Source organism: Fulvivirga sedimenti (assembly GCF_020328055.1).
This window is the reverse complement of the sequence record NZ_JAIXNE010000001.1, coordinates 1,115,093-1,127,439: the sequence shown is the minus strand read 5'-3', so window position 1 is coordinate 1,127,439 and position 12,347 is coordinate 1,115,093. Positions and strand designations below refer to the sequence as shown.

Annotated in this window: 12 protein-coding genes; 6 read left to right on the top strand and 6 right to left on the bottom strand. The window is 44.3% G+C overall.

The window, feature by feature from the left end; all coding sequences use genetic code 11:
* Positions 1–4 precede the first annotated feature (4 nt).
* From LDX50_RS05310 to LDX50_RS05300, 3 genes are all read left to right on the top strand, one after another.
* Positions 5–643 carry a hypothetical protein gene (locus LDX50_RS05310; protein ID WP_225697369.1) on the top strand — a complete coding sequence of 213 codons (639 nt, stop codon included), beginning with the start codon at positions 5–7 and terminating at the stop codon, positions 641–643.
* 94 nt (positions 644–737) lie between these two features.
* Positions 738–1,709, top strand: a complete 972-nt coding sequence (locus tag LDX50_RS05305) for a sensor histidine kinase (protein ID WP_225697368.1) — start codon at positions 738–740, stop codon at positions 1,707–1,709.
* Positions 1,690–2,445, top strand: coding sequence for a LytR/AlgR family response regulator transcription factor (locus LDX50_RS05300; RefSeq protein ID WP_225697367.1), 756 nt, complete (start codon positions 1,690–1,692; stop codon positions 2,443–2,445). The genes LDX50_RS05305 and LDX50_RS05300 overlap by 20 nt, the downstream gene beginning before the upstream one ends.
* A gap of 5 nt (positions 2,446–2,450) precedes the next feature.
* On the opposite strand, the gene LDX50_RS05295 is transcribed toward LDX50_RS05300, so the two are convergent.
* From LDX50_RS05295 to LDX50_RS05280, 4 genes are all read right to left on the bottom strand, one after another.
* On the bottom strand, positions 2,451–3,242 hold the full coding sequence (locus LDX50_RS05295; RefSeq protein ID WP_225697366.1) for a DUF6090 family protein: 792 nt from the start codon (positions 3,240–3,242) through the stop codon (positions 2,451–2,453).
* Between the two features lie 29 nt (positions 3,243–3,271).
* Complete coding sequence (locus LDX50_RS05290) at positions 3,272–4,729, bottom strand: M20/M25/M40 family metallo-hydrolase (protein ID WP_225697365.1); 1,458 nt, start codon at positions 4,727–4,729, stop codon at positions 3,272–3,274.
* An 82-nt stretch (positions 4,730–4,811) separates the two neighbouring features.
* Positions 4,812–5,285 carry an SgcJ/EcaC family oxidoreductase gene (locus LDX50_RS05285; RefSeq protein ID WP_225697364.1) on the bottom strand — a complete coding sequence of 158 codons (474 nt, stop codon included), beginning with the start codon at positions 5,283–5,285 and terminating at the stop codon, positions 4,812–4,814.
* Positions 5,286–5,293: 8 nt separating this feature from the next.
* On the bottom strand, positions 5,294–6,343 hold the full coding sequence (locus LDX50_RS05280) for a hypothetical protein (protein ID WP_225697363.1): 1,050 nt from the start codon (positions 6,341–6,343) through the stop codon (positions 5,294–5,296).
* A gap of 98 nt (positions 6,344–6,441) precedes the next feature.
* On the opposite strand from LDX50_RS05280, the gene LDX50_RS05275 reads away from it, so the two are divergent.
* The 3 genes from LDX50_RS05275 (at position 6,442) to LDX50_RS05265 (ending at position 8,037) form a co-directional block, all read left to right on the top strand.
* Entirely contained in the window at positions 6,442–6,909 is a 468-nt protein-coding gene (locus tag LDX50_RS05275) for a hypothetical protein (protein ID WP_225697362.1), read from the top strand.
* A gap of 3 nt (positions 6,910–6,912) precedes the next feature.
* Positions 6,913–7,107 carry a YwbE family protein gene (locus tag LDX50_RS05270; protein WP_225697361.1) on the top strand — a complete coding sequence of 65 codons (195 nt, stop codon included), beginning with the start codon at positions 6,913–6,915 and terminating at the stop codon, positions 7,105–7,107.
* 243 nt (positions 7,108–7,350) lie between these two features.
* The gene (locus tag LDX50_RS05265) at positions 7,351–8,037 is read left to right on the top strand and encodes a tellurite resistance TerB family protein (protein WP_225697360.1); all 687 of its coding nucleotides are present in this window, start codon (positions 7,351–7,353) and stop codon (positions 8,035–8,037) included.
* 33 nt (positions 8,038–8,070) lie between these two features.
* Here LDX50_RS05265 and LDX50_RS05260 read toward each other — a convergent pair whose 3' ends face one another.
* Both LDX50_RS05260 and LDX50_RS05255 read right to left on the bottom strand, forming a co-directional pair.
* Entirely contained in the window at positions 8,071–10,962 is a 2,892-nt protein-coding gene (locus tag LDX50_RS05260) for a M16 family metallopeptidase (protein WP_225697359.1), read from the bottom strand.
* A gap of 92 nt (positions 10,963–11,054) precedes the next feature.
* Positions 11,055–12,317: a glycosyltransferase gene (locus LDX50_RS05255; protein WP_225697358.1), complete on the bottom strand. Its 1,263-nt coding sequence runs from the start codon at positions 12,315–12,317 to the stop codon at positions 11,055–11,057.
* Positions 12,318–12,347 lie beyond the last annotated feature (30 nt).

The window sequence follows — 12,347 nt, the reverse complement described above, 5'->3', positions numbered from 1 at the left end:
AATCATGAAAAAGTCAATTATTTTATTAATCGGAATACTGGTTGCAGTGACGACACTCTATGCCAATGACAAGTATACGGAAGCTATGCAGAAAGGCATGGATCAACTAACCGAGGCGCGCACACCTGAATCCTTCCTGGAAGCATCGAATACTTTCTCAAGGATAGCATCAGTTGAAAAGGACAAATGGATCCCGGCATATTACGCAGCTTACACGCTTACAATGTACGGTGCCATGAACAATGATGTAAAATTGAAGGATGAATACCTTAATCGTGCGGAAGATTTCCTGAAAAAAGCATCGGCAATCGAGGAGGAAAACGTGGAAATCATGGCATTGCAGGGGTTCATTTATTTAATCCGGATTTCGGTGGATCCTCAAAGCAGGGGTCCTGAATTTTCAGGAAAGAGCGGTGCGATCCTGGCCAGGGCCAGAAGCATCGATCCCCAAAACCCGAGGGTAATGCATATGTCGGCCCAGCTCAGCTATGGTACAGCCCAGTTTTTCGGTCAGGATGGGAGCGAAGCTTGTAAAACGAATGCACAGGCGATCGCATTATTTGATTCCTTCTCTTCCGATATTCCATTTTATCCCACCTGGGGGAAGAATATGGCACTTGGCTTTCAGGAAAGATGTAAATAATTTATAGATTGAACCTGTGAACAAGTCAAAGGTCACCGCTTTCTTAAAACAAACACTCATAATAGGCCTGATTGGTTTTCCAGTCGGCCTATTAATGTGTCCCGCCTGTATTGAAAACCTTGAACTGTTTCTCAAGGTGGGTTTCTTTTCATCCATCATTTGGATATTCATGTGGCAGGGGAATGGATTGCTGTCCGACTATATCAGCAGTCGCATTTCATGGATGGATAATCCCGGCAAGCGCCTTGCGTGGGGGGTGGTTGGAATCCTTGTTTATACTCCATTAGCTATGCTCTTTCTGAACTATGCATTCGGCGCCATGTGGAATATGAATATGGGGATGACCAATTCATTTCAGGATTTCCTGAGTAGCGCCGGTGTAGCCATAGCAATTACCGTGGTGATTTCCTTGTTTTTTAATGCAAAGATGTTTTTTATCTCCTGGCGGCAAACGTCGATCAATGCGGAAAAGATCAAGCAGGAATCCCTGAAATCCCAGTTTGAGGCACTGAAAGCACAGATCAATCCGCATTTCCTTTTTAATAGTCTGAATGCATTAAGCAGCCTTGTATATGTTGATGCCGATCAGTCGGCCAAATTCATCAAACAACTTTCTAAAGTATACCGCTACCTGTTGGATAACCAGTTCAGGGAGGTTGTCGACATTTCAGAGGAAATAAGTTTTGTGAACTCTTATCTCTACCTTCAGAAAATCAGGTTTGGAGAAAATCTGAAAATTGATTTAGATCTTTCGAAAAAGGAAGGCTATTCCATACCGCCGCTTTCGATTCAGACCCTGATTGAAAATGCCATTAAGCATAATGAGATCAGCGAAGAATATCCACTCACGGTTCAGGTGAGCGATGATGGCGAATACGTCGAAGTGAAAAACAGCATCCGGATAAAAAACCGGCCGGTGACGGATTCACCCCACATCGGACTTAAAAATTTAAATGCGCGGATTGAATTGCTTACTCATAAGAAGATGTCTGTAATAAACGAGGGCAATACTTTTTTAGTAAAAATCCCAATCATCGAGAAACATCATGAAAGTAGTAATTCTTGAAGACGAAAAACTGGCGGCAGATCACCTCAGGAACCTCCTTGTGAGTCTTGACGCGGGGATCGAGATATGCGCTGTTCTCGATTCAGTAAAATCCGGCATTATCTGGTTTCTCAAAAATGAAGAGCCAGACCTCGTCTTTATGGATATCCAATTGGGGGATGGACTGAGTTTTGAAATTCTGGATGCCGTCACCCTCCAATGTCCCATCATATTTACAACCGCATTCGATGAGTATGCGCTTCGGGCCTTTAAGGTGAACAGTGTTGATTATATTCTGAAACCCGTAGAAAAGGATGAGATCAGAAATGCGCTGAAAAAAATGGAAACACTTACCAGGAACAGTAAACCCCCGCAACAGGAGCGTATAAAATCTGCCGGACAGATGCTTTCCTCCCCGTTTAAAGAGCGGTTTATCGTAAAGCTGGGCGAACATATTCATTCTCTTGAAACGAATAAGATCCTATATTTCTATTCTGCGCACAAGGCTACTTTTGCTATGTATTTGGATGCAAATAAATACCTGCTCGACTATTCCCTCGATCAGATAATGGAAGCCGTTCCCCCGGATAAATTCTTCCGAATAAACCGGAAATACATTATTTCATTTGATGCCATTGAAGATATTGTACAGTACAGCAACAGCCGTTTACGAATTATGCTGCGTCATTCCAGTGACATGGACGTGATCGTCAGCCGTGAAAGGGTACAGGAATTTAAAAGCTGGCTGGACAGCTAAAAGGATTATTTTTTAATTTCCGATTCCAGCAGATCCAGAATTTCTGCGATTCGTTGTGAAAGGGGCTCGTAGTGTTCTTTTTCAGTACTGATGCTGGTAAGGATGAACAGAAGCATATTATTTTCAAATTCCTGCGATCGTAAAATCTCCATGTTGCTTTTTACATCATTACTTTTAGGAATGCCCAGCATATCAGGCGTAACATTCGCCTGATCAAGAATGGTACGAATGCTGCCATTACCGATGCGAAAAAGATCTACGATATCCTGTCGCTGTTGCCTCAATTCCGCTTCCTGGATTCTGATTTTACCGATAAAGGAATCCCAGGATGTGAGGAATGTCCTCAGTCTGGGGTTGGAGATATCTTTGAGGCTTCCTGAATTCATCATTTCCTGAAGTAATGAATTGTTTGGATTATAGGCAACATCAAAAACCAGCGAATTGAAAAGCAGGATGTTCAACTCCTCTTCGTTCATTTCTGGTGCAGAATTATCCATTGTTACCAACAGCTTTTTAGCACCTTCATAATTTTGCCTGTTCACCTCTATCAGGTTATCCAGCTTAGTCTTACTGGTTTGGAATTCATACAGCAAGCCTGCCAGGTATGTTTGTTCCTTTTCACGTATTATACTGTTCTGGTTGGCATTATTAATACTCAGAGCAATCAGAATTCCAATAACTACAAGTACGATCTCACCGAGTGCATAGAGAAGGTATTTTCTCATCCGCACTGCTGGAGAGGAAGACCCGTGGTCATTTAACATTTCGGCCCTGATCTTTCTGAAAAATTTGAGCATTTAATATAGTGTTTGAAAATATAGATGAACTATTCACCCCACTTCCAGTCTCCCTGCATTTTCAGGTTTTCTTCAAGTCCGTTATCGATCATGAACTGTTTGGTCTGCTCCGAATTCATTTTTACCGCAGGAAGCTCCTCTGCATTTGCTATCGCATACAGCATCATTGAACCAAAACGTGCTGTATTCCGCATGTGTTCCTCATTAACAAGTTCGAAAGCATCGCAATCCGCATGATAACATTTGTAAATGCTCCTGTCAAGGTTTGAATGAACTGAGAGAATCGGAACACCCGCGAGCATGAACGGCTGATGATCACTGTGCAATCCGGCACGGGAGGAGAAACCCGCTTTATAAGCGGTATCGATTGTCTGAATCTTTGAACCGAGCTCCGAAAAGAACACCGTATCAATTGATGCGCCAGATGCATTCATTCCAACCGGATTACCACTCATGTCGAGGTTCATCATGAATTTAATATCCTCGATGGATCCATTTTTTTCTGCCTGCTCAACCATGTAGGTTGAACCCAGCAGTCCCTGCTCTTCGCCCATAAAGAAAGCGAATTGGACAGTACGTTTTGGCTGAAGGTTATTGGCCTTGAATGTCCGTGCAATATCCAGCACAGAGAAAGAGCCAATCCCGTTATCGATAGCGCCGGTTGCCAGATCCCAACTGTCGAGATGGCCGCCGACAATTACCCTTTCCTGAGGGAGTTCAGTGCCTTTTAAGGTTGCGATAACGTTTCTTGCTTTGATCATGCCGCTGTTATTGGTCATGCTGATGGAGACAGTAACACTTTCAGGGTCACCGGCCAATTGTTGTTTCATAGCCATTCCATCTTCAAGACCTATACAAATAGCCGGTACTGAGAGCAATTCCCCGGTTACAGATGCTGTACCGGTGAGAAGCACACCGCCTTCTACCTGATTGAAGATGATTACGCCAACGGCACCATGTTCAATGGCAAGGGCTGCTTTTTCCGACCGGTGTAAATTTCGTGTTCCTTCAGGTGTACCCTCCAACAGGGAGATATAGGTAAGGGCAATCTTTCCCTCAAGCTTATCACTGATATTTTCGTAATCTGCTGCCAGCCCGTTGCCCATGTCAACCACTTGTGCAGTTACATTGGCCTCGTCTGGTGAATGACCCAGGCTGACTGCTGGTATGGTATCCGCATTTCCGTTGATTGCAGATGTAACTGAAATGGTGCCCCGGCTCCAGGCTTCCACTTCAAATTCCTGAAATGCCACATCCTCAAATCCATAGGAAATGAGCTTGTCATATATAAATTGTTCTGCCATTGCGCCATTTTCAGATCCGGTCAGGCGATGGCCGATCGTTTCGGTGGCTTCACGCAGACTATTGTAGCCATCGGAATTCTGAAGAACCTCGGAATTAATGGTTTGAAAAACGTCGGACTCTTCTTTAATTTCTGAAGAAGTACATGCAAAAAACAGGAGGGGCAACAGTAATAATTTGTTCATGTTGAATCGAATTTATTCGATAAAGGTAGTTGGTAGAATTGAATTGATCAGCAGACTTTATACGAGTGGTGTTTGGCCAGGCTTATTTGCGGTAATCGACAGGGCGAACCTGATTTTTACTATCCACAATATTAGTCTCTTTTCCAGGAATTACATCGGTATTATGTGCCGCAACACAGACCCATCCATTTTCCTGCTTTTGCATGACAAAAGTGAATATGTTTCTGCGCGTTCCGGGATTATCAATACCTCCGTGCGAGGTTTGTCCGTCAAGTTTCATTCGGGCGTGAATCACGGCCGCGGAATCAGAGAGCCGGCGTTGTTTAACAGTCCCCACAGATAATTGTGAATGCTGGAATATATTTTTTAATCCGTAATCATGCGCCTTAAAGATGTCAGCTCTGTTGTGCCACCACAGTCCAACTACATTTACAAATTCTGCATCTGAAGAAAAGAGGCCGGCGATTTTATGCGCATCCCGTTCATTCCAGGCGTCAGCAAAGGCATTGGGCATGTATTCCGGATTTTGCAGGTAAGTTATATTTTGATCAGACATCTCTGAATTTAACGAAAAAGTAAAAAACCATTTATGCTTGTACGGTACTGCTGAACACATTCACCATTGATATGTACATCAATAATATCCTCATCATAAATCCGGTCGGTCACCGAATTCACAATCATTTCTCCAGCCCTTACCAACACATTATGCTCCTGATCATCAATCCAATGAAGTACAATATCCTGTTGGGAAGCATTGATGAAGGGATAATAGGTTTCAAAAGGAATTACCGGTTTTCTTTCTTCCGGTGAAAGAGAACAATCATATTCCTCGAAAGGCGCCATGTCGTTTGCTGCAAGAAGTGCCTGGATTTCATCAGGACCGAGATGATCGCGAATCTGCCTCACTTGTGCCAGCAAAACCAGGCAAACTGCTCGTATCCCAATCATATTCCGGATGGATTCTTCATAGAAATAACTGTGATTGCTCAGAAAATTCATATAAACCGGGTCGTTTAAGTAGAAATCAATTTGAGCTTCCATAGCTGCAGAGCCCTGCACAGCTAAATCCCTGTCGCCCATCCAGGTCGTATTCTGTGTGATATAGGAACGATATGACTTTACGGCATCACTGATGTCTCGCTCGGAGTTTTCGTACCTGGACATAATGGTCAGAAACTTCTTCAGCGATGGTATGAGTGGTTTGTACTTTGAAGGAAATTCATCCTGGTTATTGATCAGCACATTCATGTCTTCAGCAATGATATCAAGCTTGTTTACCCCGATAAGCCGACGTAAATCTTCGTTTTCCCGATATATGTCCCGCGTAATGCTGTCAGAAGTAACCAGGGCATAATCTCCAATAAAGTCGATGCCCCAGAAAACTTCATAGGAACATTCCTGAATATTGCTGTTCAGTTCATCCTCAAGGGAAAGAATGAGATTATCAAAACTGGCATTCATCTTGCGTTCATCGTTCCAGTTGTTCAGCTGCAAAGCAATAACGATCCCCAGTACCACAAGAATTATTTCGCCAATGGCATAAATCAGGTATTTGGTAAATTTATTGGAGGAAAGAAGTTGTTTCCTGAGTCGACGGAGAATGGTGATCATTTGGATTTCTGTAAGGGTATGGTGGGATGAATATAGGGTTTCGAAACCGATAGTTAAATTTTTTCCAAAAAATTGAATTGGTTTCACTAATTTCAAACATGGATAATCGCACACCCGCACCGGAGCTTCTGGAGTTCCTGGAACCCTACAATGAGAATATTCAAAACCTGGCGCTTGATCTCAGAAAACAGGTGATTGAATGGATTCCCGCTGCCAATGAGCTGGTGTACGATGCGTATAATGCTGTATCCATGGCATTCTCCCTGTCTGATAAGCTGAGTGATGCTTTTTGTCATATTGCCGTCTATCCCGATTACGTTAATTTCGGATTTAACAGGGGTACTGAACTCACTAATGCTACCGTTCGCCTGAGTGGAAGCGGACAGTTGATCCGGCATCTTACCGTTCGGGATATGAGTGATTTTCCAGCCGGGGATATCCATGTGATGGTACAGGAAGCCCTGAAGATCTCAGAGCGACGGATACGTTTGATTGCATCACATATTCACGGACAAACATTTATAAACCGCTCAGCAGGCAAGAAGAAGCGGCCTGAGAATAATTAAATTATGTCGCAGGGTACAAATCGTCAGCAAATCTCACCGGGCATGTTGGTGTGCATCGTTCAGAAGCATCATCAGCGAAGCGGCGAACTCACAGAAGGGGTTGTAAAAAGGATTCTTACAAAGTCTGGTTATCATCCGCACGGTATCAAGGTGATGCTCGATGACGGAACCGTAGGCCGTGTTAAGGAGATCCTGTAAACCTCAGATTATCAGCCATCTTACATTAAAATTTAACTAAACATCTTCGGTGTATCTTTTCGGGGGTTTCCGATAGGTTTTTCATCGTAATAAACGCCATATTGTTTTTCCTAATCGGGATGATTTGTCCCAAATTGGGAAATGTCTGATTCCGAAAAGTGCCTCTGGAGCCTGAAAATGGCATAATTTCACAATTGGCATATTCATTGGCCTTAACTGGACTCAACATAAAACAAAACGGTTATGAATTCGACGAACACACAACATATTCAGAATCTCGTGGTTCTTGCCTTTGTGGATGGTGTCATTGATCCCGAGGAACTGGATTTATTACACGAACTGGCAGAGGAGATTGGTATATCACCGGAAGAACTGGATCATTGGCTTGAAAATGCCGAAGAACTTGTTCTGAAATTCCCCAACTCACTCGAAGAAAGAGAACGTCACCTGATCAATATGATCAACCTGGCGAATTCCGACGGTGAATTCAGTCAGAGTGAGTATGAACTCTGTAAACTCATGGCTGATAAGCTTCCGTATCAGGGGCTTTCGCAGGCACTGAATAAGCGGATGAACAAGGCATACCTCAAAAACCTGGTTGCGCTTGCGTGTTCAGATGGCAAGGTGGATAAATCGGAAATGGATGTCCTGCTGGACTCCGCAGAGAAAGCAGGTGTATCCGAGACGGAATTGAAATCAATGATCTCCAATGCCGAGGAATATAAATACTATATCCCTGAAAGTTATGAAGATCGGGAGACCCAGCTTATCCAAATGCTGTCGCTTGCGATTGCCGATGGTGAATTCACGCGCGATGAGTACAACCTTTGCAAAATGGTGGCTGAAAAGCTGGATTTTACAGAACGGGAATTGAACCTGATTATCAAACTAAGTTTTCGCGGAAAGACTGAATTTTTTGAGGAGGAATAAAAAACCCGGCTGTTAAGCCGGGTCTTGAATCTGTTATTTTTTGGTATCGATGGAGGTGTCTGATAAGACTTCTCCCTTTTCATCAATAGGTACGATCTCGTAGCCAAGACGTTGCAATCCCTGGCGGTTAGAAGCGCCGTCTCCTACAACGAGGATATACATCTGATCGTCCTGCAAATATTTTTTTGCCAGCGCATTCAGCTCTTCCTTCGATATCGTCCGGATGATCTTGGTTTGTTCATCAACGAACGTCCGATCAAGGTCGTAGTGAGCTACCCTGTAGAGAAAGTTTGCTTTTTGCCCGGGGGTCTCATAACTTCTTGCATCACGCTGACCCACAGAGTTGCGCATAAATTCGAGTTCTTCATCGGTCATGCCATTTTCCCGGTAGTCACCGATCTCCTTCATGAATTCGTAGACAGCGCTGTCGGTAGCAGAAGCCTTCACGCCTGCACTGGCAACATATGGCCCGGGCTCATCCCCTACATCGAAATATGAACGAGCGCCATACGTCCAGCCCTTATCTTCCCGTAAATTCAGGTTGATCCGGCTGTTGAATGCACCCCCCAGCGGGTAGTTCATCAGGTAGCTTTTGAAGTAATCACCAGTCACGTCATAAGTAAGATCGGTCAGATATCCGATACGAATTTCTGATTGCGGTGCTCCTTTTTTATCCATCAGGAAAAGCCTTGTATTTTCGCCCGGCTTCGGTTCAGGAAGCTCGGGAACAACAACCCCTTTCTTTTTCCATGACTGTAGAAAATCAAGTTTGCCGAGGATCTCTTTTTCTGAAATATCCCCAACAACAACCAATTCTGATATCTCTGGCGCATAATATTTGCTGTAGAATGATTTAACATCATCGAGGCTGATATTATTTACCGTTTCTTCAATTCCGCCCGACGGGATGGAGTAAATATGCTCATCACCATACAGCAGCCGCTGAAATACCAGGTTCGCGATTGCTGAAGGATCCTTGTAGTTCGCCTGGATTCCTTCAAGCTGCTGTTTTTTCAACCTGTCGAAATCAGCCTGATCAAATCTGGGATGAAACAGGATTTCATTGGCTAAATCAAGCGTTGCATCCAGGTTCTTTTTCAGCGTATTGATCGAAAGGATAGTCCGATCATCATTGGCAAATACATTGATACTGCTGCCCAGCTTTCTTAACTCTTCCTGGATTTCTTCTGACGTGTATTTTTCCGTAGACTCGTTCAGCATCGAGGCCGTCATCAGCGCCAGTCCGGATTTAGTAGGTTCAAACTGGTCCATTTTATGACCGCCATTGATGGATAATTGCAAGGCGACCGTTGGGATCTCATTGGTATTCGTTCCGATTACTTTGATGCCATTGGACATGGTGGTTTTCCAGAAATCAGGAACCGGCACCAGCGGACTCGGACCCGGAGTGGGTTGTTTACTTCTGTCGAAATCATCCTTGGCCGCACGTTTGTAGGTCAGTCCGGAATAATCCGTCGTGGGGAAGGGGTTATCGCCTTCAGTAGGTATCGTGTAATTGTCAGGCTGAGCGGGAGTTCCATTTTCCGGAATCACACTTACAATTACTCCGGGTTGATCCTTCACATATTTGCGGTAAACCCGCATGATATCCTCTTTCGTCACCTCCTGGTACCTTTTCAGGTCTTCCTGTATCTGGTTAGGATTTCCCTGGAAGGTTTCATAACTCGCCAGTTGCGAGACCTTTCCACTCACGCTTGCCAGACGATTGATTGTGGAAGACTCTCTGCCAGCAATGAATTTCTGAAGGTCGGCATCACTTACACCGGCTTCCTCAAATTCGTTCATTGTCTTGCGTACTTCCTGCTCAAAATCTGCCAGGGTCTGGCCGGGGAATGGAAGTACAAACATGAAAAATTCTCCGGCAAGCTCACTGGTAGGATGTTGTGCTGCTGCCTGAATTGCCTTTTGAGTCAGCACAAATTTCTTATACAAGTATGAGCTTCTTCCCTGTCCGAGAATTTCCGCCAGTGCATCCAGCGCAGCTTCATCCGGATGGTTTTGAGGAACCGTTGGCCACGTAAAGATTACTGCGGGGAACCGGATATTCGTATCGACGTAACTCACATATCGGTTCTCATCAACCTTTACCGGGTCAAGTTTAAGCGGCTCAACTTCCGGACCTCTCGGAATATTCCCGAAATATTTTTCAACCTGCTTTACTACGTTTGCCGGGTCGACATCACCGCCAACTGTCAATGTTGCATTATTAGGACCGTACCAGCGCAGGAAAAAACGTTTCAGATCGTCTACATCCACACGATCCAGGTCTTCCAATTTGCCAATAGTAAGCCATGAATACGGGTGGCCAAGCGGGTAAAGCGCTGCGGCATTCAGCTCCTGGAAACGGCCGTACGGTCGGTTATCATAATTCTGACCTTTTTCATTCTTCACGGTAGCACGCTGGACTTCAAATTTCTTTTGCGTTACCGCATCAAGGAAGTATCCCATGCGATCCGCTTCCAGCCACAGGGCGGTTTCAAGATAATTTGCAGGGACTGTTTCAAAATAATTGGTTCTGTCCCGGTTGGTTGTACCATTCAGTGTTCCACCTGATTCGGTAACTATTTTAAAATGCTCTTCGTCGGCCACGTTTTCAGATCCCTGGAACATCATGTGCTCAAAAAAGTGAGCGAACCCTGATTTGTAGAGCTCCTCGCGCGCCGATCCGACGTGATAGGTGACATCAACGTGCACCAGTGGGTCTGAATGGTCCTCATGAATAATGAGGGTCAGACCATTTTCCAGTTCATATTTTTCATAGGGAATTACAATTTCGTCACCGGTTTTGGTGACCTTTTCAATCAATTTGGTTTGAGCCTGTAAAACGCCGGTTATGGCAAATAGGAACAGGAAAACACCAAATTTCATTGCAGATAGATAAGTGGTTCTTTTGTCTGTATTCATCACAAGTGGTTTGGTTTCAGATCATACTAAAATACACATCGTATGATAATAACAAACCCATATTATTGATGTTTTAATTTCCCGTATATGAATTAATTAACCGGTTCTAACAGGAATTTCAGCATTTCTCCGCTGTAATCTTCTTTTTTGATTTGTCTTCCGGTATGTTCTGAATTAATCAAATAATGCTTATTCGACAGCAGGTCCAGCAATCCCTTTTCAAAGTTTGTCGAATTAAGTTTCCGAATCGACGGACCGAACGGGCCCAGTGAAAGCTGGCTCATAATCCGATTCCATAAATGCTGGTCGGGAATGTGAGGAATGATCATGGACGGTTTTCCGTATTTGAGGGCGAGGTGTGTTGTTCCTGCCCCGCCATGATGAACAACAGCCCTTACTTTCGGGAAGATCCAGTCATATGGGATTTCCTCTACAAAATGAATCAGTGAGCGATCATAATTTTCCAAGGGAATCAGTCCGCCTCCTGCAGTATTGATGATGGCAGGTATACCGTGGGTTCTCAGAATTTGTAGGATCATATTCGTTTTTCCCTCCGGATCAGGATTACTCATGCTTCCGAAAGTAAGAAAAAGGGGTGAGGGATTCAGCTCAAGAAACTTATCCAGTTCCGGAGGCGATTCCCAATACCTCATTTTGTTTCGCTCCTGGTAGCCGAAAACCTTGACAGTATCCCGCCAGCCGGAATGGTGAGGAAAAAGGGAAGGGGAGATCGTATAAATGAATTTTTCGGAAACCAGTGATTCGATCAGGTCACGGGTGGATATGTTACTGATTCCGATTTTACGGAGCTGATTTTTTGTGAACCGCATCGAAAGCATACGTGAGAAACGATAGGACCACCTGTTGATTCGACTCCCAAAATTCTTACCCATCAGAAATATGGCCGACATCGTATCAAGAGGGTGTACGACGCAGGGGATTGGGCTCACCGTGACGGCTTTGCCAGGATTTTGAATATGCCAGCTAATGGGGTACATGGCCTTCAGACTGTGAAGAACGAGATCGGGTCGCTCCGTTTCCAGAAGGTCATGTTGCTGCTTTAGCATCTCAAAGGAAACAACCCGGTTCATTTTATATAATTTGTACATCGCCCGAAACCGGTCTGCCAGGGAGCTGCCGCCACCTAAGGCAATGCGTCCATTCGGACTGTCAAGCATTTCCAGAAATTCCTTTTTCAATGGGTAAAATCCGACGCCTATCTCAATTGCCAGCTTTTCATACTGGGCCGGAAATGCACAAAAAATGGTATGCCCCTGATCTTTCAGCCGTTCTGCTATGGCAAGGAAAGGTTCAACATCACCTCTGGTGCCAATGGATATGAGGACGATTTTCAAACTACACGGGTTTTGTCACCTAAAATAAAG